A 24,403-nucleotide genomic window follows, 5' to 3' on the forward strand; every position below is an offset into this window, starting at 1 on the left:
ACCTGAAAGGATACCCTTTTATTGTAGGTTTTAGGTTATACGCAATCCTAGAGTTTGAGATTACTGCTGTGTCCCGGGGACAGCTTCGCTTCCGGATCAATATATACCTTGGCGTTATTCACAGCAGTCGGCGCTTCTCCGAAGCCTACAGCAATCAGCTTCAGCTTGCCCGGATACGTGGTGATATCGCCTGCGGCGAAGATACCCGGAATGCTGGTCTCCATGCGGGAGTCAACCACAATAGAGTTACCGTCGATTTCAATTCCCCATTCCGCAATCGGTCCCAGTGAGGAAACAAAGCCGAAATTGACAATGACACTGTCTACTTCGATTTCCTGCGTTTCTTTGGTCTTGATATGAGACAGGGTTACCTTGGTGATGAACTCTTCACCATGCAGCTCAGTGATCTCGGATGGCGTAATAACATTAACCTTGGAGGCCATCAGATTCTCGACACTGTGCTCATGCGCGCGGAATTTATCCCGGCGGTGAATCAGAGTTACCTGCTCCGCGATAGGCTCAAGCATAAGTGCCCAGTCTACGGCAGAATCGCCGCCGCCGCTGATCAGCACTTTCTTGTCTTTATATGCATTCAGATCGCTTACAAAATAATGCAGATTGGCTTTCTCGAAACGCTGCGCATCAGGTACTTCCAGGCGCCGCGGCTCGAATGCGCCTACACCTGCTGTGACAATAATAGCTTTGCTGTGATATTCAGCTTTATCGGTGGTGACGATGAAGTGGCGCTCGTCCTGCTTCACAACAGATACAACCTTCTCCTCCAGACGGATATCAGACTGGAAGAGCTCCATCTGCCGTGAAAGGTTATCCACCAGCTCCTGTCCGGTGATCTTGGGAAAACCGGCTACGTCGTAAATATATTTTTCGGGATAAAGAGCAGCAAGCTGCCCCCCCAATTGGGGCATACTTTCAATAAGTGTTACCGAAGCCTGGCGCATACCGCCGTAAAAAGCGGCAAACATACCGGCTGGTCCCCCGCCTATGATGATGAGATCACTCATAGGAACGGATTGCTCTAGTGTCACGTAATATTACACCTCCGAGTTGATAGTTTCAAATTGCCATACTTGCGTACCTACTCATTATAAACATTGTGGCACCCCGCTGCAAAGCCTTTGATTTCACTGAAAAATGTGACATTTTGTTGTATGATTGTATTTGATTAAAACGATACTAAGGTTTACAATGGATATGGTTATTTTAGAAATCCTTTAAGTTTAATTGGAAATTCTTCTGAATTTAAGTGTATAAATTCACAAAAGAAACCTAATTTTTTTACAAAAAATAACACATAGACAGATTCACCTGTTGGAAGGAGCCGGAACATGAGCAGTATTCCCAAAATTGTTATCCTAGGCGCGGGATATGGAGGTATCTTGACCGCCCAGCGGCTGCAGAAAGCTTTGAATTATAATGAAGCGGATGTAACCCTGGTGAACCGCCATGAGTATCATTATTTCACGACCCATCTGCATATGCCAGCAGCCGGAACGGACAGCATCGAGCATACCCGCGTATCCATCTCCAAGCTTATCGATGAATTCAAAATTGATCTTGTTAAATCTTCCGTACAGGAGATCCGTACCCAGCAGAAGAAGGTTATTCTGGAAGACGGAACCCTCTCGTATGATTATCTCGTAATCGCACTTGGCGGCGAGCCTGAGACCTTCGGAATCCCGGGACTCGACAAATATGCGCTGACCATCCGCAGTATTAACTCCGTGCGGCTGATCCGTGAACATATTGAGTATCAATTTGCCAAATACAAGAATGAGAATAATGCACAAGAGCATATCAACTTTGTTGTCGGCGGCGCGGGCTTCAGCGGCATTGAGTTTGTGGCTGAACTGGCAGACCGGATTCCGGCGCTCTGCAAAGAATATGATGTCGATCCAAGTATGGTCAACATCTATAATGTTGAAGCTGCTCCTACAGCGCTGCCTGGCTTTGCTCCGGAGCTTGTCGAGCATGCCATGACAGTGCTTACGAAGAAGGGGGTAACCTTCAAGTTCGGCGTGGCGATCAAGGAATGCCTGCCTGGCGGTGTCATCCTTGCAACCGGTGAAGAAATCAAAGCTTCCACGATCGTATGGACCGGCGGTATCCGCGGCAACCGTCTGATTGAAGCTGCCGGCTTCGAAGCCATGCGCGGACGTGTGAAGGTAGACGAATACCTGCGTGCTCCAGGACATGAGAATATCTTCATCATTGGTGACGGTTCCCTTATGATTAATCCGGAAGGGCGTCCTTACCCTCCAACGGCACAGATTGCTATGCAGCAGGGAGAATGCTGTGCGCATAATCTTGTAGCGGCCATCCGCAGCCAGCAGCCGAAGAAGTTTGCGTTCAGCAACAAGGGCACCGTAGCCTCGCTGGGCAAAGGCCAGGGGATTGCAGTAGTGGGCGATAAGACCTATAAGGGCTGGACAGCGGCGCAGCTGAAGAAGGTTGTAGACATGCGCTACCTGCTCATTATCGGCGGCATTCCGCTGGTACTCAAGAAGGGAAGATTCCTCTAAGATGCGCCATTGCAGCGTACAAGTTCGCGGACTGCTCACGCGTGAGGAGCTGGACCGCTACAATGCTCTAATTGAGGTTGGTTCCTATCTTGAGGATCAGACACGATATGATCTGGCTTACAATATCCAGAAGGAAATCGACATTCTCATTCTCCCGGCCATAGAGCGCCTGAAGGATAAGGGCCGCGCGCGTGACCGGGCGACGGCTGAATATCTGGAGAGTCTGCGGGATGGGGACGAGGATGATGAGGACGAAGAGGCTGATGGTAAGAATCCGTCCGATTGAAGGATATAGATTTGTGAATATGACACGACAAATAGACCGCATACCTTCGCGAGGGGGCGGTCTATTTGCGTATATTGGACAGCAGCGTCATAAGCAAGTTTCTTGTTACTATAGCAAAAGTCCAATAAAGGGAAGCTTTCCTGTAAGGAAGACTTCCCTTTAAATACTGTTGGTTATTCTCTGTTTTAGAGCTTCAGCATCTCTTCGAACGATTCCTCAGTCAGCAGATTGCCGACATAGAAGGGACCGAACTCGCCGTAGCGGGCACTCACTTCATCAAAGCGCATCTCATAGACCAGCTTCTTGAACTGCAGGGCATCTTCAGCGAACAGGGTCACGCCCCATTCCCAGTCATCGAATCCGACGGAGCCGGAGATGATCTGCTTCACCTTGCCGGCATATCCGCGGCCGATCAGGCCATGGGAATGCATCAGCTCACGGCGTTTGTCCATGTCGAGCATGTACCAGTTGTCCGCAAGCTCGCGTTTCTTGTTCATCGGATAGAAGCAGATATGCTTCGCTTGCGGCAGAATAGGCTTCAGCCGGGCGGCAACATGCGGATTCAGCATCGGATCGCTGCCGTCTCCCGCAGTTCCTCCTGCGGCATAGTTGCTGAGTTCAACAATACTTACATATGAATAGGCTTTGGTAGTATATTGGGCAAAGGCAATTTTGTTAAAAGCAGTCTCAAGCGCATTCAATGCTTCCAGGCTTTCCCGCAGAAACATCATCACGAAATCAGCTTTCTGGCCAACGATGGAATACACGGTGGAGCTGCCTTCCTTGGCTTCTTCCACGGGCCCCCATTCCTGCATGAAAGCATGCAGCTCCTCCAGGGCAACGGCGCGTTCTTCATCATCGGCTGCCGTCCAGGCAGTCCAATTGAGAGAGCGGAAGTCATGCAGGGCATACCAGCCTTCCAGTGTCAAAGCGGCTTCGTTCATGTTCTCACTCCTTTAAAATTTGCATACGTTTAATATGTACAAACATATTTCCGAAAAGAAACGTGCACCGTTCTTATGAAGACGCTGCAGCCGTTTCCATTTGCTATTTGCATTGTATCGCATGCGAACGGCCAAGAGCAAACTCTACAGCGGCCATTTGCGCTGATCGCAAACCACTGGACGATAATGTTCATTGCTTCGCTACATTTTTTCTAGTAAACTTACTATTAAATAAGGTTTGGTGTGCGGTTCTTTATAGAGAGAGGGGATGGCGGTACGATGGGATTTATTCCAGTGTTTGTTCTGGCCGTTTTGTTCTTTGTCATGATGTTTGGCATTGGCTTTATCCTTAACATGTTAATGAAGACTACCTGGTTTCCCGCATACCTGTTCGTAATCGTTATTCTTCCCGTAGTGGTCTACTCCATCTGGGACCGGAGCTCCATGTCGTTATGGGAGCATCTCTCTACCTTTCATGTAGTCGACTATCTGACCGGTATAGCCGGACTTGCCGGTGCTGTACTGAGCGGCTGGACCATTCAGAAGCTGCGGCTGGGCGGATACAAAATGTTCTGAGGAATGTGCAGAGCAGGCAAGACAACAAACGGCTGATCTCCTTCAAAACTAAGGGGAAGCCGTTTTTTCTTATCTTTTCCGCTAGAATCAGCAAGTGTTACAAAGCTGTCGATAATAGGGGGAAAAGCAGCTTTTTTGGGCCTTTTTTTACATTTCCGGCCGGGTGTTTTGTGATAGAATAGAAATCTATATGAATTCGTATAGAAGAGGGGGAGGTTTTCCGCAGATGCGTATGAGCAACCTGCATCATTTCACCGAACATCATCGGTACTGCGTTTCCCGCGAATTCGGTCTAAGCCATGTGGATGGACGAATGCTCGGTTCGGTCTATCAGCCGATGGTCGGTGCTTTTGCCATCAGCCTGTACAGACTGCTGTTCGAGCATATTCCGGCTGAATCCATCGGGTACTCCGGTGTGGAGCAGCAGCGCAGGCTCTTTATGACCCTGGGCGTGGAGCCTAATGAGAAGGGCCGCAAATATTTAGTTGACCAGGCTTCACGGCTAGAAGCGGTGGGGCTGCTGCAGACCTGCCGGATTTATGCCGCGGAGAACGATGATTATATGTACGAGTACGAATTAATGCCGCCATTGTCGCCGTCGGAATTTTTTGCGACCCAGCATTTAACGCTGCTGCTCAGGGATAAGATCGGCAAATTTGCCGTATTGTCGCTGCGCGAGCAGTTCTGGAACCGGGAACCGGAAGAATGGAGCCGGCGGTCGGTCGGTAAAGAAAATATTTCGCTGCCCTTTTATGATATTTTTGAGCTCAATACACATGTCATTGATTACGAACTGGAGCAGGCGCTGGCCGAGGTGGCTACCGTGCGTCAGCCGGGAACAGTTGACGATGGTGAGCCGAATATCGGCTACAGCGACATCATTCTGCGGTTCCCGCGTGAGTCGGTCAACCGTGCGCATGTGGAGAAGCTGCGTTTCGATCATAACCAGATGGGCGTTATTAATTATGTGGCCCGCAAGTACGAGCTTGGCCCGCAGGATCTATGCCGCCTGCTGGACGAGGACGATGTCTTCACGCCGGATGGCGAGGTGATTCTGGATACACTGCAGTACAAGGCCAGCCAGCATTTCCGCCAGGATATGAAGCGCCAGGAGAAACGTGAGATCGCCGCTGCCAAGGTGGTATCGCTGCGCTCTGCTGCCGCTGATGAGAGTGATCCTTCCGGTGCGCCGGTGGAGCAGTCTGTCGAAATGGAATTCTATGTAGAAGTGCCTCCGCAATTTATGTCCAAATGCGACATTCACCAATATAATATGATGCTGCGCAACGAACCTTATACACGTCTGCTGCAGACGTTTTTCCCCGGGGCTGTTCCGGGCCAGCTGATGGATATCTTCGAGAAGATCGATTTGAATTACAAGCTTAACGGTGAAGTCATCAATGTACTGATTCACTATTTGATGACCATGGTGGCCTCCGGCGGCGACCAGCGGATGAACCGCAATTTCGTGGAGGCCATTGCCTCCAACATGCTGGTCAAGCAGGTGAATACTTACGAGAAGGCTGTGCGTTATATCCGCGACCAGTCCAAGGTGAAGGGCAAAGGAGCGGCTTCCGGCTCTGCCGGCACGGCCGCGGCGGGGACACGCCAGCGTTCATATACGAAGAACACCGGACGTTCCGGCAAGCCGGAGATCCCGATTGTGCTGGATGACGGCAGTGCCGGGACCGTATCGGATGAGGAATTCGCGGCGATGATGAAGAAAGCGGCCGAGATTAAGGCCAGTAAGAAAAAGGGCGTCCTGAGAACGCCCTAAAGAAAGCGAGGTGCGGCGATGGAGTCTATGGGCGAAGTGCTGCGTTCGATGAACAATTCCGCTCTGCGCCAGCGCTCCCGTGATCTGGAGCAGGGACTGTTTAATAATCCCCTGGTCAAGCAGCTTCAGGCTGATCATCCCGAGCTGGATGAGTCAAGGCTGAGGCTGCACTTAAGCCGGCTCTACCAGTATGTCGAGGAGGACCGCCACTGCAAGAACTGCCCAGGCCTTGAGAACTGTCCGAATGATTTCCAGGGACACTACAGCAAGCTTACGGTGGAGACTGTTAACGGGATACCTGATCTGTATGAGCGCAAGACACCCTGCAAGCTGAAGATCGCGCAGGATAACCAGGATAACATCCGCAAGCGGATCCGCAGCTTCTATGTGGATGAACGGGTGCTGAACGGCGGATATGATGAGATGGACATTATGGGCAAGGACCCCCGGCGGGCCAGTGCCGTGAACCGGATATTTGATTACATTGCGACTGTGCGGGCCGAGGGCCTGACTTCGCGCGGGATCTATCTGCAGGGCAGCTTCGGGACAGGCAAGACCTTCCTGATGTGCTATCTGCTCCATGAGCTTGCGATTGCCGGTCACAGCGGCGTGATTGTATACATGCCGGACTTCATTGAAGAATTGAAGTTAATTATGATGGACAACCAGAAGCTTAAGGAAATGGTAGATACAATGAAAAACTGCGATCTGCTCATTTTTGACGATATCGGTGCCGAGAACCTGAATCCCTGGGCCCGTGACCATGTGCTGGGTGCGATCCTGAATTACCGGATGAACCGCAAGCCGACCTTCTACACCTCGAACTATCCGCTGGATGGGCTGGAGAAGCATCTAAGCATGACCAGCAAGGATGGCGAAGAGGTCTACAAAGGCCAGCGGCTGATGGACCGGATCGCCCCGTTTGTGGATGTTATTCCGCTCCATGGGGACAATCAGCGGGGTACGGTAAGATAAATTCCGCTGCATGATATATATTACTGGACGGATCATTTATAATCCCGCCGCTTAGCTGGCTACGGAGGTTATGAGTGGTCCGTCTTTTGTTGCTTAAGAGGCCTAAATGTTGTAAGGAATGCAACTTGGGAGCATAAGAAATGGGGTGTCCATCGATTTGGGCTGCTTAAGCGAAGAAAATGTTGTATTTGGTGCAGGATTTTGCGTTACTCAACGATTCAAATCAGTGCCGCTCTGCCGCACACAAACAGCGGCGGGGCCCGGACATTGAAGTCCCTGGCCCCGCCGCTGTTTGGTATGAGTTCTCCGTATGCATCTAGCTTTTGCGTAAACTTCGGTGTTGCTCTGCTGCCTGCAGCTTTATTCGGACATAATGAACTTGATGATAACCATCCCGAAGAAAACTACGGTCATAAATCCTGTCATTCCAAAAAAACCGGCCATTAGGTCGCCAAGGTCATTACGGGGCTCTTCGTTGACATGCTCCCGCGGGTCACGGACTTGCGCGTTGACATCCATCGTTTCTTCCTCCTTGCTGTTGCATGACTGTGCAAAGTAAGTTACAGTTATACATGTGAGAGAAGTCATTGACAATTAATGCGCTTTCTTCAAGTATACGAACTTGCCGGGAAGATGTAAAGATAAGATCAGCGCCTAGCCTTGTATGAGATGCAAAGAGGTGATTCGATGATAAGTATTAGACCTATGGAACCGCAGGAATACGATTTTCTAATGGATATGCATTATGAGTCAATCAATATAGTACAAGGGAAGCCCTCCAGGAGTGAGCTGCTGAGTTCACCGGATATCGTGAAGTACAACGAGAATTGGGGAAAAGAAGGTGATAGGGCGCTAATCGCTCTGATTGACAATCAGCCCGCAGGTGCTGCCTGGTACAGACTGTTTGATGAGACGAACCAAGGCTATGGATTCGTGGATGCTGAAACCCCGGAATTAGGTGTCGCTATACGGCCCGGCTATAGAAAGCGGGGCTTGGGAATCAGACTAATGGAGGCCATCATCCAGCAAGCCGTATCCGATGGATACCCATCGGTTTCTCTTAGTGTAGATCCGGAGAATCAGGCGGCCGTCCGCTTATATGACAAGCTTGGATTCGAATATTTCGGGATATCCGGAACCTCCCGGACGATGAAGTTAAACCTTAGGCTAATTTGATTTTATACAATATAATTTTATGAAACCTATATTAAATGCATTGTATTTATGTTATACTGTGGATGTGTCGCTAAATGGTAATCTGGTTATCATATTACATGAAGCATTTTATCCCGCTATATTCTCGGAGTAATTTTCGCCGCCTTGGCTCACGCTATAGAAGCGGATCTTATTTCGTACAGCTAAGCTTAGGCTTCCAAGTATTTTGAACAATACTGTTTCAGGAAGCGGATGCTCACAAAACTTTGAGGAGGAACAATATCATGGCTATCGTGAACGTGTCTGACCAATCCTTCGTTAATGAAGTGGAAGGTCAAGGTACTGTAGTAGTAGACTTCTGGGCACCTTGGTGCGGCCCTTGCAAAATGCTTGCCCCTATTCTGGAGGAATTGTCCACCGAGCTGGGAGACGGCGTAAAAATTGCTAAATTGAATGTAGATGAGAATCCTGAGACGGCTTCCCGTTTTGGAGTGATGAGTATTCCTACTCTGATCTTCTTCAAAGACGGCCAACCCGTGGACAAAGTCGTAGGACTGAACTCCAAGGATTCCCTTAAGAATATCGTAGCAAAACATCAATAAAAGATTAATTCCGATGTATCCGGGGGCCTCGCGGCCCCTTCACACAAAGCGCCTTCGGTCATCCGAAGGCGCTTTGTGTGTCAAATAGAAACGGGTGTTCTATAATAAGGCTTGAATCTGTAGTACATTCTATTCTAAACTTACCTTATAACAGTGTAGTAACAGGTGGGGGAGAACTCATGGATTATATGGATAATATCCGCAACAAACTGGCGCTGCTGCCTGATCTGCCCGGCTGCTATCTGATGAAGAATGATGAGGGTACGATTATTTATGTGGGCAAGGCCAAGGTGCTGAAGAACCGCGTGCGCTCTTATTTCACCGGCAGCCACAACGGCAAGACGCAGCGGCTTGTCGCCAATATTGTTGATTTCGAATATATCGTCACATCGAGCAATATGGAAGCACTCATTCTGGAGTGCAATCTGATCAAGAAGCATATGCCGCGTTACAACGTGCTGCTGAAGGATGATAAGACTTTTCCGTATTTAAAAATAACGAATGAAACGCATCCGCGCCTTGAGGTCACGCGGCGGGTGCTGAAAGATAAAGCTAAATATTTCGGCCCGTATCCGAATAGCTATGCGGCACAGCAGACCAAGAAGCTGCTGGACCGGATGTATCCGCTGCGCAAGTGCGGGGTGATGCCGAAGGAGGTCTGCCTGTATTATCACATGGGCCAGTGTCTGGCTCCCTGCGAGAAGGAAGTGCCGAAGTCTGCTTACGAGGAGATTACGCAGAGCATTTCGTCCTTCCTGAACGGGGGGCATGATGCCGTGAAGAAGGATCTGCAGAAGAAAATGCAGGAAGCCGCAGAAGAGCTGTATTTCGAGCGGGCCAAGGAGCTGCGGGATCAGATTATTCACATCGATGCCCTGATGGAGAAGCAGAAGATCAACACGGTTGATACCAAGGACCGGGACGTCTTCGGCTATGCAGTAGATAAGGGCTGGATGTGTGTGCAAATCCTGTATATGCGGCAGGGGAAAATGATTCAGCGCCACTCGTCGGCTTTTCCGTTCTACGGGGAAGCGTACAGTGATTTCATGTCCTATGTGACGCAGTATTACAGCGATAACCCGGCATTGCCGCAGGAGATCCTGCTGCCGGATATGCTGAGTGACGGAGCTGTCAAAGCGCTAACGCCAGAGACCGGTACAGGTGCTGCGGTAACGGGCTTGCAGACTGCTGCAGGCATGCTGGGCAGCCGGGAAATGCAGGCAGCGCTGGAGGCGGAGGATAGGGCGGAGGTTGCAGCGCCGCCGCAGGAGCAGGCGGAACAGGAAGCGGCTGCTGAAGGAACCGTGGACGCGGCCGGAGGAGCGGCAGCCCTGCAGGAATGGCTGGGCATCAAAGTACTTGTGCCGCAGCGCGGGCTCAAGAAGCAGATGGTCGGCATGGCCTGCCAGAACAGCCGGGTGGCGCTGGATGAGAAGTTCCGTCTGATTGAGCGGGATGAGGAGCGCACCTCCGGTGCGGCGAGCAGTCTGGGACAGAGCCTGGGACTTGAATCGCTTAACCGGATTGAAGCTTTCGATAACTCGAATATCCAGGGGACGAATCCGGTCTCGGCCATGGTTGTGTTCATTGACGGCAAGCCAGCCCGCAAAGAGTACCGTAAATATAAGGTCCGCACTGTGCAGGGGCCGGATGATTATGAGACGATGCGTGAGGTCATCCGCCGCCGGTATGAACGGGTGCTCAAGGAGAATCTGCCGAAGCCTGACCTGATCGTGGTCGACGGAGGCAAAGGGCAGATCTCCTCGGCGATCGATATTCTGCAGAATGAGCTGGGTCTGTTCATTCCGGTCTGCGGTATCGTCAAGGATGATAAGCACAGAACGGCGCAGCTGCTGGTCGGGGATTCCGCCGAACCGGTGTCGCTGGCCCGGGACAGCCAGGAGTTCTATCTCCTGCAGCGGATTCAGGATGAGGTTCACCGGTTCGCAATTACGTTCCACCGCGAACAGCGCGGCAAATCGATGGTCACCTCGAAGCTGGATTCGGTTCCGGGAATCGGGGAGAAGCGCCGGAAGTCGCTGCTGAAGCATTTCGGCTCGTTGAAGAAGATCAAGGAAGCTTCCGTGGAAGATTTCCGTGTTCTGTCTATTGGCGAGAAGCTGGCCCGGCAGATTCTGGATGCGCTCAAGGATGAGGAACCGTCATTATAAATAGGCTCAAACGGTAACGAAACAGAGGCCGGCCCCATGGGGGCCGGTTTTTTGGTGATTTAGGAAATTATGCTATACGTCAGGAATTCCGCTGAACCCCCGGAAGACGGGCCGATGGAGGACCAAATGTATGCGAAAAATCGAATACAATGTGCTTCCCTCAGGGTAACCGGACCAAATGTATGCGAAAAACCGAATACAAGCAATCTGCTTCCGTGAGGGTTATCAGGCCTAATGTATGCGAAAAATCGAACACAATGTGCTTCCGTGAAGGTAACCGGACCAAATGTATGTGAAAAATCGAATACAATGTGCTTCCGTGAAGGTAACCGGACCAAATGTATGCGAAAAATCGAATACAATAAGCAACTGTGAGGGTTATCAGGCCAAATGTATGCGAAAAATCGAACACAATGTGCTTCCCCGAAAGAAGTGAGGAGCATTGGTGCTCTTTATTTCGCCGGAGGCTGCCCTAGAAGTAGCCTCTATTTTTGTCCGTTAGATGATGAAGGACCGGGCTTTTGCTGCGAAAATAAGTTAATCCTTACTTTCTGCATAAAATCGTTGATTTGTATAATTGCAACCGGTTTCGGTAAAAGGTACGCTTAGCTTGAATCTATGAAAGCGCTTATATAGATGGGATGTAGACTGCTTAAACCAAGGTAAAAGGAGGCTGATGATCACACCGGGAAAGAATTTGCTATGAGCTGGATGGCTGCATACCAATAGACATGAGGAGGATTAAGGGTAATGACATATTCCAAAAGGTTAAAACGCAAGAAAGGTATAAACGGCACCGCTTTTTTTCTGAGCATAATCATGCTGTTAAGTGTCGCATTGGTCATTCCACCCGGCCGGGCGCATGCCGCCGGCTCTTATCTGCTCTCCCAGGACCGCCCTGCTTATGCGTCGGGCACGGAGGGCAATAACACCCCGGATCTGGCCGTGGACGGCAATACGGGTTCCCGCTGGAGCAGTGCATGGGGGGCAGACCCGAACTGGATTTATGTTGATCTCGGGGCATCTGCCGCAGTAGACCGCGTTGTACTCCGCTGGGAAGGGGCGTATGCCAAGTCCTACAAAATCCAGGTATCCGCGGACGAATTGAACTGGAGTGATGTCTATTCCACAACTACGGGTGATGGCGGCGTGGATGATCTCACGCTTAGCGGCACCGGCCGCTATGTGCGGGTATTTGCAACCGTGCGGAGCCTGACGCAATACGGCATTTCCCTCTTCGAGTTCGAGGTTTACGGCACGGGGGGCGTTAATCCTCCTCCGGTAGTGCTGGGGCCGAATGTGGCCTTGAACAAGCCGGCGACGGCATCGTCTTATCAGGTGGCTGACTATCTCCCGGCTGGCTCCACATTGCCGGCGCTGGCGTTTGACGGTAACTTGACCACGCGCTGGTCCTCCAACGCTACCGATAATGAATGGCTTAGCGTGGACCTTGGCAGCGTACGGACGCTTGGCCGGGTCATCCTCAATTGGGAGGCTGCCGCCGGCCGGACCTATGATATTCAGGTTTCGAATAACGGCAGTTCATGGACTACAATCTACCGGGAGCTTCACGGCGACGGAGGCACGCTTAATCTTCCGGTCTATGCCAGCGGCCGCTATCTGCGGATGAACGGCATCAGCAGAGCGACCTCCTTCGGCTACTCGATCTTTGAATTCCAGGCGTATGATTATGTGACAGGCGATCCCAAGCCGGTCTATAACATTCCGGCACTGCCGGCGCTGACAACAGTGGCCGTAGGTCAAGGTAGCTATGCCGCGAATGACCTCTCGGTTCCCCAGCCCAAATATCCGCTGTATAAATCGGATGCACTGACTGCACCGCTGCCTTCCAACGACTGGTGGCAGTCGATCATGATCAATCAGCTTGGCAACGGCATTATTACACTTCCGCTCAAATCGAAATATACCAAGCAGGGGCTTAGCGTTCTGAACCCTGGCGCAGGCTACTTAAGCGCCGACGGCAAGGCGCAGGAAGCTGCAGGCAGCCCGGATCTGTTCCTGATGGCCAGCAATATTAATACTTCAGGGATGTCGAACCGGATAACCGCTTACGGCGACTGGTCAGCAACTGCCGTGCTAAGCGATGGCACTGCTGAGAAGATGAAGACGACCTTCGTCAAAGGCTCGCCTTATCTCTATTCACAATTCAGCGATCCGGCCAGTCCTGAAGTCTACCTGCCGGCAACGGCCCGCTTCTTCGATGACAGCAATAATACGATTCTGGCGGCTGACGGCGCCACGGTTACTGCAGACCATATCGGCATTGCGGTCACGAATTCCAATGGCGCGCCAACGCCCGTAATGGTGACCCGAAACTATGGACTGTATGCACCGGCCGGCACAACCTTCAAGAAAGTCGGCGCCAAGCTCAAAATCCAGCTGGGCGGTGGCCAGAACTACCTGAGCTTGTCGGCTCTTCCGGCACCCGCAAATCTGAATTACTTCTACCAGCACGGATATGCATTCGTGACGGATACGAAGGTGGCTTATACCTTCAACGAGACCACATCGGATGTCACGACCACCTTCAATGCGACTACAGAACTCAAGCGTTCGGGCTTTCCGAATACAACGCTGATGGCGCAGCTTCCCCACCAGTGGAAGGTTACTACTACGCCGCTGACTGCGGTCTCGTTCCCGTCGATCCGCGGAACGATGAAGGTTACGGAGGGCAATTCCTTTGCCACTGCCGATAAATTCTACGGCATTGTGCCGCAGTTCACCGAGCCCGGCGATTCCGGCTACTCCCGACAGGATCTGCTTAATTATCTGGCGCTGCTGGATACGGACACCGCCACCAATCTGATGCAGGCTGATGCGTACTGGCAGGGCAAGAAGCTGCATCCGCTGGCAATGGGTGTGCTGATCGCCGATCAAATCGGCAGCGAGAGCTACAAGAATCTGTTCCTTTCCCGGATGAAGACGGTGCTTACAGACTGGTATACGTATACTTCGGGAGAAGTTAACTACTATTTTGACTACAATTCCGACTGGGGCACCCTGATCTATAAGAACAGCGAGTTCGGCGCGAACTCCGGCATTACAGACCATCACTTTACGTATGGCTATTATGTCTTTGCTTCCGCCGTGCTCGCTACCTATGATACCGACTTCAGGAACAAATTCAGCGGGATGGTTGATGAGCTGATCCGCGACTATGCCAATCCGTCGAAGACCGATCCGAAATATCCGTACTTCCGCAACTTCGACCCGTATGAAGGACATTCATGGGCCGGCGGTTATGCTGACAATGACAGCGGCAATAACCAGGAAGCGGCAGGGGAATCACTGTTCGGCTGGGTAGGCCAGTATATGTGGAGCACACTGACCGGCAACACAGCATTCCGGGATGCGTCCATTATGGGCTTCACGACCGAGCTTAGAGCAGTGCAGCAGTACTGGTTCAACTACGACCAGGACAACTGGCTCCCGGGCTATACACATAAATCTGTCGGGCAGATTTACGGAAGCTCAAACTTCTTCGGAACCTTTTTCAACGGCAATCCGGTGTATGTCTATGGGATTCACTGGCTGCCTACGGCAGAATATTTAACCAGCTACGGGTTCGACACAGCTAAGGCTGCCGGATTATACAGCGGCTTCGTAGCCGATAACGGCGGGCCGGAAACGGACTGGTACCATATTGTCTGGCCGATTCAGGCGCTGAGCGATCCGCAGGCTGTACTGAATAAATGGAATCCGGCACTTCCGCAGCAGAATGAATTGTTCAACACGTACTGGTTCGTGCATAACATGGCCACTCTTGGATCACGCACCAAAGACATTTGGGCGGCGAACGGGTATAGTGCAACTGTGTATAAGAAAGGATCGGCATATAGTGCACTGGTCTGGAATCCGACGAATGCGGCAATTACCGTTACGTTCCGCAACGCGGGAGGAATTACGGGCTCAGCTGTAGTTGAAGCCAAGAAGCTGGTGAGGGTTGACCCGACGAAGGTGAATTCGGGGACGCTGCTCACTCCGCCTGCCCTGACAGCGGATACAACGCAGAATGCAGCCGGCCAGCCGATTGAGCTGACATTCACAGATAATGCGGCCTGGAGAAGTGCGGTCAGTACGGTGAAGGTGGACGGAACCTCAGCTGCGGCAGCGAATTATACCGTGGCAGCCGGTAAAATCACGCTGAACACCGCGCTGTTCCCTGCTGCGAAGACATACACGGTTACGGTGTCGGCAACGGGCTATAACGATGCTTCAGTGCAGCAAGTGGTCACTGGCGGAGCAACCTCCGCGAATTTGGCCCTGAACAAGGCGGTTACCGCCTCGGAGAATCCGAGACAGCCGGCTGCGGGTGCAGTGGACGGAGATCCGGGCACCCGCTGGGAATCGGCCTTCAGTGATCCGCAGTGGATTCAGGTTGATCTCGGCTCTGCTCAGACGGTCAGCCGTGTCCTGCTGAACTGGGAGGGAGCGTATGCCAAATCCTACACGATCCAGACATCAACAGACGGCACGAACTGGGCTACGGCATATTCGACAACAACCGGAGACGGGACCCTTGACGATGTCAGCTTTAACCCGGTCAGCGCACGTTATGTGAAGGTAAACGGGACGGAGCGCGGCACACAGTACGGGTATTCTTTGTGGGAACTGGAAGTGTACGGCAGCGGAGGCATCGTGACACCGCTTGCTCCGCCTGCCCTGGCAGCCGATTCAACGCAGAATGCAGCCGGCCAGCCGATTGAGATGACATTCACGGATAATGCAGCCTGGAGAGGCGCAATCAGTGCGGTGAAGGTGGATGGAACTACAGCGGCGGCAGCGGATTATACCGTTACAGCCGGTAAAATTACGCTGAACACCGCGCTGTTCCCAACTGCGAAGACTTATGCGGTTACGGTAACTGCAGCTGGATACAATGATGCCTCCGTGCAGCAGGTAATTACCGGCGGAACACCGCCGTCGGTGAACCTTGCCCTGAATAAGGCAGTTACCGCTTCGGAGAATCCGAAACAGCCGGCTGCCGGCGCAGTAGACGGGGATCCTGGCACCCGCTGGGAATCGGCCTTCAGTGATCCGCAGTGGATTCAGGTTGACCTCGGCTCTGCTCAGACGGTCAGCCGCGTCCTGCTGAACTGGGAGGGAGCATATGCCAAATCCTATACCATTGAGACTTCGGCAGATGGCACGAACTGGACAACGGCCTATTCGGCGGCAACCGGAGACGGGGAACTGGACGATATCAGCTTCACCCCGGTCAGCGCGCGGTATGTGAAGGTGAACGGTACGGAGAGGGGCACACAGTACGGCTATTCTTTATGGGAAATGTCGGTCTATTAATCAGGGCGGCATTGGCGATAGAATAGAGGCATCAACGTAAAGAAATGGTGAGGATTATGCACAGGTCAATGTTATTGCGGTTCTTGCAGGAAAGGCAGAACCGGGCTGCCTGCAATGGGGGGAAGGGAGGAAAATTGCTGCAATTGCTGTTAGTTATGCTGGTTCTGGGTGGTCTTGCTGCCTGCTCAAACGGCGGTCAACTAACGGACCTCCAAACGCAGGAGGCCACTTCGGAGGACGGCCCTAACGCACTGAGCTCAAGCCGAACTGCCGATGCCGGTAGCACTGGTAACGCCAATACCACTGACAGGACTGGTAATGCTGATAGAGCTAATCGCAGCAATTCCGGCAGTTCCGGTGATCCCGGCAATACGTTGCCTGCGGATCATCCGGCCACTGCCCTTTCAGCATTGGCTGCCAAGGTGAAGCCGGTCCGGTTCACCGTATTTGTGAACTATGACTGGTATACGGCGCCGACCTGGGAGGGCAGGCCGCATAGCCGGTGGATCACCGATAATCTGAAGGTTGCGCTCACTCCGGTACAATCCAGCGGGGCTGCCGCCCAGAAGCTGAACGCGATGATTGTCTCGGATCAGCTTCCCGATGTGCTGGTCATGGACCGGGGCAAGGATGTGGAACGGCTGCAAAAAGCAGGCAAGCTGGTGGCACTCGACCCTTATCTGGCGGAATATCCTGAACTTGTCCAGACCATAGGCGAGGATACATTGAACATGCTGCGCAGTGAAGACGGCAAGCTGTACCAGATTCCGAACTGGTATATTAACGGCAGCAACGGCAGCGGTAACGCCGGTTTCCTGGTTGAGAAGAAGATCTACCGGGCACTTGGCTCCCCTAAGCTGGAGACATGGGATGATCTGGAGGCTTATCTGAAGCGGGTGCAGCAAAAGTATCCTGAACTCGTCCCGATTGACTTCGGGGAGACCCGGGACGGAGCGGATATACAGATGATCGGCATGCTGTACAGCGGTGCGGCGGATAACCGGACACCAAGCTTCATCTCTCCCGGTTCAGGACAAATCTTCGGTGTGCCCGCCGGCTCCCGATTGACTTCTGTGTACCGGGATCCGGCTTTCCTGGAGACGCTGCTGCTGGCTAACCGGCTGGTCCGCCAAGGGCTGACGTCTCCGGATCTATTAACCGAAACCCGGGATCAGGTGCTGGAGAAGCTCAAAACCGGCCGGATCGCTGTATTCGGCGCGTATGACGCCATCGTGGAAGGGATTGGCCGCGAGGCGGATAATCAGCTCTCGGCCAAAGATCCGCAAGACGGATACGATATCATCTGGCCGGTGCACCGGGCAGGTGTGGATCCGGATAAGGTATACCCTTCCGGATACAATACGCTGGGCTGGAATGTCAATGTGATTACAACCGGGGCCAGAGATCCGGAGGCCATTTTCTCCTATATGAACTGGGCGACGAGCCCGGAGGGACAGCGTATTATTTTCTTCGGGCCGCAGGGGATGTTTTATGATAAAGTGGAGGATGGAATTCCGGTTCCAAATGATTCCTATATTGGCCGTAATTTGAAGCAGTATGATGCTCTGAAGATCGGAGAATTCAACTGGTATGGTAATACCTCATATATTGATTCAGCCAAAGCCAGACGCGAGAAGCTGCTGCCTGCGGAGGCCCGGGACTGGACAACACTCGGGCAAGCGAATGTAACGTTCAGGACGGCGATGAACATCACCGAATTCTCCAATCTCGATCCGGCGCCTGCCTCCGAAGAGGGAATCATTCTGCAAAGACTGAAAGACCAGTATGCGCAGGTAATCCCCCGGATGATTTTTGCGGCAAGCGGGGAAGAGGTCAGGCAGCTGATGGAGGAAGCAGACAGGGAGGCGGCGGGCTTGGGATATGACAGGCTGCTCGCCTGGAAAACCGGAGTATGGCGGAACAATCTTAAGAAGATCAAGGCCTATTCCCCGCAATACTAAACGTTTGGAAAGAAGAGGGATACGATACGTACCCTCTTTTCCGCATGAAGGAGTGCTGATTGCGATGTACAGAGCCGTCTTGGTGGACGATGAAAATTATGACTTGGAGGGTCTGCGCTGCCTGATTCCCTGGAGTAAGCTTGCCATTGAAGTGGTCTGCAGCGAGAGCAATCCGCTTGCCGCTCTTCAATATATCGAGAATCATGAGATTGATCTGCTGATCACGGACATCAGGATGCCCGTGGTTTCCGGCATGGAGCTGTCCCGCCTGGCGCTGGAGCTGAATCCGGGGCTGAAGATCGTGTTCATCAGCGGATACCAGGAATTTCACTATGCGAAGCAGGCGCTTGATTTGAAGGCGCATGCCTATATTCTGAAACCGGTTGATGATGAGGAGCTCATCGGCGTGCTGCGCACCGCTACGGCTGAACTGAATCTTGAGCGGAGCAAAGGTCCGGAAGACGGCGGCGTGATCGCGTCCTTTGATTTCATCAAAAATGATGTGCTGCAGCACCTGCTGGAAGGCAGTATTGACGGTGCGACACTGGGGGCCTTCCTGGCCCGGTATCCGCTGGATCTGGCCTTCTCCAGCGCCTCCGCAGTGCTGATTGAGGCAGATGATGTCCTCCGGCGGGTGCAGGAGCATCCGGAGGAGGTCTATGCCGGTCTGGACAGGCTGTTCCAATATATTGGGACAGAGATTGAATCTGCCGGTGCGGGGAAATGGTGCCGGCTGAACCGTTCACAGCTTGGTTTCGTGTATACCGGGCAGCGTCTGGAGCTGGAGGAGTGGCTTCAGCAGCTGGTGCTGAAGGTTCGCCGGCACACTGCTTACACTATTACTGTGAGTTATGGAGCTGAGGTGTTTGCTCTGGAAGCGCTGACCTCATCTTTTTCACAGGCCAAGGCGTATATGAACGGAAAAATGTTCCTCGGCAAGAACAGAGTGATTCCCCCCGTAATGAACAAGCCGGGAATGACCCAGGATATTAAAGAGCTGAGCGTCGTGCTGGAGGGAATGTTCGGGGCTATGGCAGGCTACAGGCTGGCTGATATTTGCGACTGCATCGATGAGCTGTTCGAGATGGCGGCCCTGTTCGAGCATCCGGTGAAGGTCTATCATTTCTCCATTCATATCGTCACCCGGCTCGAAGCCTATCTGGGGACGCTGAACGAAACCTATGAGAGTCTGCAGCAAATGGACGCCATTCATCATCTGGAGACGGTGGATGATATTAAGCGCTGGCTGCGGTATACGCTGTTCCAGATTTCCGAGATCCTGTTCATGAAGAAGCAGCATAAGAACCGCCGGCTGATGGAGCAAATTGAGGTCTATATTCAGGAGCGGCTGACGGAGAATCTTACCTTACGGCTGGTGGCCAGCCATTTCGCCTATTCACCGAACCATCTCGGGGTCCTGTTCAAGGAGCACACAGGCGAGAGCTTCAATGAGTACCTTGTGCGGATCCGGATGGAGAAGGCGATTCTCCTGCTTGATCAGCATCAATACAAAATCTACGAAGTGGCTGATAAGGTGGGCTACAAGAATATCGCTTATTTCAGCAGACAATTCCGGGAATATTTCAATATTACCGCAGCCGATTACAGAAAGCAGAGCTGATCCGGCATGCAGAGGAAGCGTATGAAACCCGTATACCTGCCGTTGGGCTACAAGCTGCTTATTTCCTATCTGCTGCTGGTGCTGACACCGGTTATCGGCATCGGAAGCTACGCCTATGTCTCCTCCGTGCGTTCCACTGAGGAGCACACCAGAAGCAATCTGGAGGTGGCTGTCAGGCAAATTGCCAGCAACGTCGATTACCGGCTGAAGGATGTGGTCCGCAGCACCGACGAGCTGTATGCGGATCAGACGCTCTCGCGTTATTTAACAGGTTATCATTCCGGCTGGGAGAAATATAGCATCATGTCGCAGTATATTCTTCCGAGGCTGGAGAATGCTGCGAATCTGCCGGACCCGGAGGTTAAGCTGTCCGTGTATGTCAGCAACCCTAATGTCGGAGAATTCTATTACAACGAGAGTGCAACGGGCGATGTCCGTAAGTATTCCCTATTTCACATGGACCGTATTGAGAATGAAGACTGGTATAGAAGGCTGAAGCTGCATTACGGCTCCTATGAATGGCGGCAGGTGGGCAATGACAGGACGGACGCGAGCATCTCCTACCTGCGTCCCTTGATCAATTACGATACACTGCAGCTGAACGGCCTGATCAAAATGACGGCAAATATGAAGTATATCTTCTCTGATGCCGGTTCGGGACAGCTGGGCGAGGACAGTATTCTGTTCATCGTGGATAATGACAACCGCCTGCTCTTCATAAGCTCCCGCAACAAGGTTAAACCGGATTTGCTGCCCTCAGCTGCTTCAGGCTATATTCAGCAGCCGGATTCCTATATGCAAATTAAACAGCCGGTTACGAATATGCCCGCCAGCGTAGTAGCCTGGATTCCGTATTCTTCACTGCAGAAGAATTCACAGCAGGTCCGTAATGTGACCATCGGCATCTGTCTGATCACTCTGATCCTGCTCTTTCTGATCAGTCTGGTGATGTCCCAGTATTTCGCACGGAGCTTCCAGAAGCTGATCGCTTCCCTGAAGTCTTTTAAGGAAGGGGATTTCCACAAACGGATGCCGGTGCAGGGCAATGATGAGTTTGCGGAAATCGGCAGTGCTTTTAACGACATGGCTTCAACGATACAGCGGTTAATTGACGAGGTCTATATCGTCAACCTGGAGAAGAAAGAGACCGAGCTGCAGGTGCTGCATTCCCAGATGAATCCGCATTTCCTGTATAATACCTTCTCTTCGATCAGCCGGATGGCCAAGCTGGGGGAGATCGATAAGCTGCATGAGGTCATCCGTTCGCTGGCCAGGTTCTACCGGCTGACGCTGCACCGCGGGGAGATGATCATTCCGGTGGAGCAGGAACTGCAGATTGCCGAGTCTTATCTGGATATTCAGCGGATTAAGAATGTGGACCGTATCCAGGTGGCTTATGATATTGCACCGGAGGTTCTGGAGAGCGAGAGCGTGAAGTTTATTCTGCAGCCATTTGTGGAGAATGCGCTGGAGCATGCCTGGTACGATGATGAGATCTCGCTGATCATCCGGGCGTACCGGGAAGGAGCGGATATGATCTTCGAGGTGGAGGATAACGGGCTCGGGATGAAGGAAGAGCTGATCGGGCAGATTCTGGAGCCTGCGGGCCAGGGAATCGGCTATGGCATCCGCAATGTGGACCAGCGGATTCAGCTGCAGTACGGCAAGCAGTATGGCGTAGCCATTCACAGCTCGCTTGGTGAAGGGACGCTGATCCGGCTCCGGTTTCCCTGCCGTCCGTATCAATCTGTGCAGGACGAGGCCTAAAGACGGTGTACCTACCGGATTATGAGCAGAAGGGGCTATCCCATAAGTAGAATTTCTTCTACTTGAGACACCTATTTAGGGCTCCCAGCGGTTTATCTTTGGGCTTCTGCAGCAATCGTTCTTCGTGCTCCCGCGTCGCAAGTTCAAGTTTCTCACCACTGATTTGGATTTGGAGGACTCGCCGAGTTCATCCAACAATGCAGCAATTGATGTATTCAGTTCCAAGTGGGAATTCACTAATAGTTGTATACTGTGCAATTAAAAACTGCGAAAAGGCAGGCTTGCCTCTTATAACTGTAGTCTGTACAACTAAATCTGCCAGAATGGTGAAAATGAAGGTTCACATGGCCATTTAATTGTACGAAATACAACTAAACGGAGAATCGGTTATAAATCAGACGATTTAGTTGTACGAAGTGCAATTAAGTATACCGTATACCGCATACCGCATACCGCACACCGTAATCGGGGCACTGTAAACGATTGGGCGGGACGAATAAGTGCGCTGGGGATTGGCGTAGATGATGGCTATGGTGAGCCTTTCAGGAGGGGAGCTGTCGCGGCCGCCACCGGGAATAGGCAGCGTCAAAGAGGGTGTCGTTCAGCCGGTTGACGGCTGCATCCACGACACGAGCGAGGGGGTCCAAAGGAATGTCATTTTCCAGATCCATTGGCAAGCAAAGTTGGTCCATGGACTATTGAATGTACAAAGAAATCGCTCCTTTTGAAATGGTTGGGTGGTACCTCCATTTTACCAAAAAGGCGATTTCTTTTTTTGTGTTTGTTGAAAAAGTGTTTCGTATCCCGCATAAACAACGGTCCGTTCGCGGAGCGTCCACCCAAGTGCCCACGTTGATGCTCCTACAACATAAAGAGCTGTCCCAAGCAGCCATTCATGGCTGCTTGGGACAGCCCCATTTGGATATGCAGGGCGGATCGATACGGTTCCGTCTATGTCTAGGTCAGAGGCTGGACCGGCTCCGCCTGCCCCGGCCCCCGCGGAGGGTTGAAGCGGTACACGATGTAGCCGACGATGAACGGCAGGATGATCGTGACAATACCGGCGCCGATGTTCACCTTATCCTGCATGAAGATCAGCGTGGCCCCCATCAGGATGCTGTCAAACACCACATGGCTGAACATCACAGCGATGAAGCCGTAGCGCAGGAAAATATAGCTGAACAGCAAACCGATTACGGTTAGCTCAATCGGGCGCGAACTGACCGGATAGATCGGATAGAGGGTATGCCCGAGCGCCCAGATCAGCGTAGTGATCAGTGCAGCGATGAAGGTATTCTTCACGAGCTTCTTGAGCATCCGGATGCCGAACAACCGGTAGACAGCCTCTTCAGAAAGACCGGCAAGCCAGGCGACAATTGGCAGCAGCCAGGCGTATTTCATATTGTAGGGAGACTGGCTGGCATCCGTAGTGGACCAGTTATCCAAGGCGAACGACAGAATAATGAACATGATGGTCTGCACGCCGAGCAGGACGAACGCCCATACATAACCGGCGCGGATACTGTCCAGTACATACTGGCCGTAACCGGGCTCTTTGGCACGGGGCCAGGGGTTAAGCTTCTCTTCTGCGCGCCACAGGCCGTCGCCTCCAACCAGTGAGAAGTAGAGCAGTGAGGACATTAGCAGGCTGTACAGAACATAGATGATGAACATCACTACAGCGGTAATCCGCGCTTCGGCACTGCCACCGCCTGATTCGGGAAGCACATTGTAGCTGCTGACCATCATAATCAGGAAGTGGGCGGAGCTAAGGAAGAGCCCGCGCCTCCAGGACGTGTGACCCCGGCGCAGAATGCTGTAGATCAGCGCAAGAATACCCAGAAGCAGTGTAGGCAGACCATAGCCGAACAAGGTGAGCTTCTTGGCAAGAGCGGTCTGGTCTTCAACATAGCTATCATGCCAGGCCGGGGCAGTGAATCCTGCGCGGAAATAGGAGACCTGCTCACCGGAGAAGTTAAAGTTATAATGCAGCAGCGCATCTCCGACCTTAACCGAGCTCTCCGTGTAGACAAGCCCGTACTCATCGCTGCCCGTCTCGATCTGGAGCTTCGCCGGATTTGCACCCCATAGCTGCAGCCACGGGCGGGCCAGCTTTTCTTTTTGCTCAAGGGTAAGACCCGCTTCACTGCTTGCAGTTATTGCAGTACCGGCAGGGCTCGTTACAACCTTGGCCGGTCTTTCCCCGTAATCAAGTCCTGCGGCATCGGCATCGGCTCCGCGGGCAAAGGCGACTACTTCACCGGTATACATATTGATATCCACGGAGAGCAGGGCATCCGCTTCACCGGAAGGATAAAGTGCGGCATGGTAGACATCGAACGGGTACCGCTGGTCCAGCTTGTTCTTGGTGTAATCCTCAAGTAGCTTCTCCCGGGACATATAGCCGTAGAAAGAGGAGTCTGTTTTATAGAGGATAGTCCATTCATCCTTCACTCCTGCTTCGTGGCCGAGCTGCTGTGCTGCGAATGCGGCGGCTTTGTCCTGTACTTCGCTTTTGCTGATAATTGCTGTGTCCTCACCGGAGCCTTGGAAGAGCTGGGGGGCGACCTGGAACATGACAAACACAATAAGTCCGAGAATTCCAGCAAGGATAAGTTTGGTGGTAAGGGGCCGCTGCTGTAGGGGCTGGCCGACGGGATTCATGAAACGCCTCCTTGAAATGAAATACTCTTGTACATTTCATTA

General features: G+C 52.3%; 16 protein-coding genes. 12 read left to right on the forward strand and 4 right to left on the reverse strand.

Going from position 1 to position 24,403, the window contains the following annotated elements; translation table 11 throughout:
• Positions 1 to 47: 47 nt before the first annotated feature.
• Positions 48 to 1,022 carry an NAD(P)/FAD-dependent oxidoreductase gene (locus MHI42_RS26405; RefSeq protein ID WP_171718209.1) on the reverse strand — a complete coding sequence of 325 codons (975 nt, stop codon included), beginning with the start codon at positions 1,020 to 1,022 and terminating at the stop codon, positions 48 to 50.
• A 324-nt stretch (positions 1,023 to 1,346) separates the two neighbouring features.
• Here MHI42_RS26405 and MHI42_RS26410 point away from each other — a divergent pair, with 324 nt between their 5' ends.
• Positions 1,347 to 2,540 (forward strand): NAD(P)/FAD-dependent oxidoreductase, encoded by a 1,194-nt coding sequence (locus tag MHI42_RS26410; protein ID WP_039306992.1) that lies wholly within the window; start codon positions 1,347 to 1,349, stop codon positions 2,538 to 2,540.
• Position 2,541: 1 nt separating this feature from the next.
• Positions 2,542 to 2,826: a hypothetical protein gene (locus MHI42_RS26415; RefSeq protein ID WP_340985443.1), complete on the forward strand. Its 285-nt coding sequence runs from the start codon at positions 2,542 to 2,544 to the stop codon at positions 2,824 to 2,826.
• Positions 2,827 to 3,011: 185 nt separating this feature from the next.
• On the opposite strand, the gene hemQ is transcribed toward MHI42_RS26415, so the two are convergent.
• Positions 3,012 to 3,770, reverse strand: coding sequence for a hydrogen peroxide-dependent heme synthase (gene hemQ / locus MHI42_RS26420; protein ID WP_171718207.1), 759 nt, complete (start codon positions 3,768 to 3,770; stop codon positions 3,012 to 3,014).
• Between the two features lie 279 nt (positions 3,771 to 4,049).
• Between hemQ and MHI42_RS26425 the strand changes: the two genes are divergently transcribed.
• The 3 genes from MHI42_RS26425 (at position 4,050) to dnaI (ending at position 7,098) form a co-directional block, all read left to right on the forward strand.
• A complete protein-coding gene (locus tag MHI42_RS26425; RefSeq protein ID WP_039306983.1) occupies positions 4,050 to 4,346 on the forward strand; it encodes a YuiB family protein in 297 nt (98 codons plus the stop codon).
• A 226-nt stretch (positions 4,347 to 4,572) separates the two neighbouring features.
• A complete protein-coding gene (locus tag MHI42_RS26430) occupies positions 4,573 to 6,123 on the forward strand; it encodes a helicase DnaB (RefSeq protein ID WP_171718356.1) in 1,551 nt (516 codons plus the stop codon).
• Positions 6,124 to 6,141: 18 nt separating this feature from the next.
• Complete coding sequence (gene dnaI, locus MHI42_RS26435; protein ID WP_039306977.1) at positions 6,142 to 7,098, forward strand: primosomal protein DnaI; 957 nt, start codon at positions 6,142 to 6,144, stop codon at positions 7,096 to 7,098.
• A 360-nt stretch (positions 7,099 to 7,458) separates the two neighbouring features.
• Here the strand turns inward: dnaI and MHI42_RS26440 are convergent, their stop codons facing one another.
• Positions 7,459 to 7,617, reverse strand: coding sequence for a YqzM family protein (locus tag MHI42_RS26440; RefSeq protein WP_144026185.1), 159 nt, complete (start codon positions 7,615 to 7,617; stop codon positions 7,459 to 7,461).
• A 219-nt stretch (positions 7,618 to 7,836) separates the two neighbouring features.
• Here MHI42_RS26440 and MHI42_RS26445 point away from each other — a divergent pair, with 219 nt between their 5' ends.
• From MHI42_RS26445 to MHI42_RS26475, 7 genes are all read left to right on the forward strand, one after another.
• Complete coding sequence (locus MHI42_RS26445) at positions 7,837 to 8,274, forward strand: GNAT family N-acetyltransferase (protein WP_342421119.1); 438 nt, start codon at positions 7,837 to 7,839, stop codon at positions 8,272 to 8,274.
• Between the two features lie 263 nt (positions 8,275 to 8,537).
• The gene (trxA, locus tag MHI42_RS26450) at positions 8,538 to 8,855 is read left to right on the forward strand and encodes a thioredoxin (protein ID WP_039306971.1); all 318 of its coding nucleotides are present in this window, start codon (positions 8,538 to 8,540) and stop codon (positions 8,853 to 8,855) included.
• A 179-nt stretch (positions 8,856 to 9,034) separates the two neighbouring features.
• A complete protein-coding gene (gene uvrC / locus MHI42_RS26455) occupies positions 9,035 to 11,026 on the forward strand; it encodes an excinuclease ABC subunit UvrC (RefSeq protein WP_342421120.1) in 1,992 nt (663 codons plus the stop codon).
• A gap of 750 nt (positions 11,027 to 11,776) precedes the next feature.
• Positions 11,777 to 16,348 carry a discoidin domain-containing protein gene (locus tag MHI42_RS26460; RefSeq protein ID WP_342421121.1) on the forward strand — a complete coding sequence of 1,524 codons (4,572 nt, stop codon included), beginning with the start codon at positions 11,777 to 11,779 and terminating at the stop codon, positions 16,346 to 16,348.
• Positions 16,349 to 16,503: 155 nt separating this feature from the next.
• Positions 16,504 to 18,309, forward strand: a complete 1,806-nt coding sequence (locus MHI42_RS26465; RefSeq protein ID WP_342421122.1) for an extracellular solute-binding protein — start codon at positions 16,504 to 16,506, stop codon at positions 18,307 to 18,309.
• A 64-nt stretch (positions 18,310 to 18,373) separates the two neighbouring features.
• Entirely contained in the window at positions 18,374 to 19,930 is a 1,557-nt protein-coding gene (locus tag MHI42_RS26470) for a helix-turn-helix domain-containing protein (protein WP_342421123.1), read from the forward strand.
• Between the two features lie 21 nt (positions 19,931 to 19,951).
• The gene (locus MHI42_RS26475; RefSeq protein ID WP_342421124.1) at positions 19,952 to 21,697 is read left to right on the forward strand and encodes a histidine kinase; all 1,746 of its coding nucleotides are present in this window, start codon (positions 19,952 to 19,954) and stop codon (positions 21,695 to 21,697) included.
• A 957-nt stretch (positions 21,698 to 22,654) separates the two neighbouring features.
• Here MHI42_RS26475 and MHI42_RS26480 read toward each other — a convergent pair.
• Complete coding sequence (locus MHI42_RS26480; RefSeq protein ID WP_342421125.1) at positions 22,655 to 24,361, reverse strand: CPBP family intramembrane glutamic endopeptidase; 1,707 nt, start codon at positions 24,359 to 24,361, stop codon at positions 22,655 to 22,657.
• Positions 24,362 to 24,403 lie beyond the last annotated feature (42 nt).

The sequence above is a fragment of the Paenibacillus sp. FSL E2-0178 genome, assembly GCF_038593005.1.
Lineage (GTDB): Bacteria > Bacillota > Bacilli > Paenibacillales > Paenibacillaceae > Paenibacillus_AQ > Paenibacillus_AQ phytohabitans.

What these genes read in the sequence shown, in the direction of transcription:
- MHI42_RS26440 (WP_144026185.1), bottom strand. Translation starts at nt 7,617, where the DNA reads ATGGATGTCAACGCGCAAGTCCGTGACCCGCGGGAGCATGTCAACGAA.
- uvrC (WP_342421120.1), top strand. Translation starts at nt 9,035, where the DNA reads ATGGATTATATGGATAATATCCGCAACAAACTGGCGCTGCTGCCTGAT.
- MHI42_RS26465 (WP_342421122.1), top strand. Translation starts at nt 16,504, where the DNA reads ATGCTGGTTCTGGGTGGTCTTGCTGCCTGCTCAAACGGCGGTCAACTA.
- MHI42_RS26480 (WP_342421125.1), bottom strand. Translation starts at nt 24,361, where the DNA reads ATGAATCCCGTCGGCCAGCCCCTACAGCAGCGGCCCCTTACCACCAAA.
- MHI42_RS26410 (WP_039306992.1), top strand. Translation starts at nt 1,347, where the DNA reads ATGAGCAGTATTCCCAAAATTGTTATCCTAGGCGCGGGATATGGAGGT.
- MHI42_RS26430 (WP_171718356.1), top strand. Translation starts at nt 4,573, where the DNA reads ATGCGTATGAGCAACCTGCATCATTTCACCGAACATCATCGGTACTGC.
- dnaI (WP_039306977.1), top strand. Translation starts at nt 6,142, where the DNA reads ATGGAGTCTATGGGCGAAGTGCTGCGTTCGATGAACAATTCCGCTCTG.
- hemQ (WP_171718207.1), bottom strand. Translation starts at nt 3,770, where the DNA reads ATGAACGAAGCCGCTTTGACACTGGAAGGCTGGTATGCCCTGCATGAC.
- MHI42_RS26405 (WP_171718209.1), bottom strand. Translation starts at nt 1,022, where the DNA reads ATGAGTGATCTCATCATCATAGGCGGGGGACCAGCCGGTATGTTTGCC.
- trxA (WP_039306971.1), top strand. Translation starts at nt 8,538, where the DNA reads ATGGCTATCGTGAACGTGTCTGACCAATCCTTCGTTAATGAAGTGGAA.
- MHI42_RS26415 (WP_340985443.1), top strand. Translation starts at nt 2,542, where the DNA reads ATGCGCCATTGCAGCGTACAAGTTCGCGGACTGCTCACGCGTGAGGAG.
- MHI42_RS26445 (WP_342421119.1), top strand. Translation starts at nt 7,837, where the DNA reads ATGCATTATGAGTCAATCAATATAGTACAAGGGAAGCCCTCCAGGAGT.
- MHI42_RS26470 (WP_342421123.1), top strand. Translation starts at nt 18,374, where the DNA reads ATGTACAGAGCCGTCTTGGTGGACGATGAAAATTATGACTTGGAGGGT.
- MHI42_RS26425 (WP_039306983.1), top strand. Translation starts at nt 4,050, where the DNA reads ATGGGATTTATTCCAGTGTTTGTTCTGGCCGTTTTGTTCTTTGTCATG.
- MHI42_RS26460 (WP_342421121.1), top strand. Translation starts at nt 11,777, where the DNA reads ATGACATATTCCAAAAGGTTAAAACGCAAGAAAGGTATAAACGGCACC.
- MHI42_RS26475 (WP_342421124.1), top strand. Translation starts at nt 19,952, where the DNA reads ATGAAACCCGTATACCTGCCGTTGGGCTACAAGCTGCTTATTTCCTAT.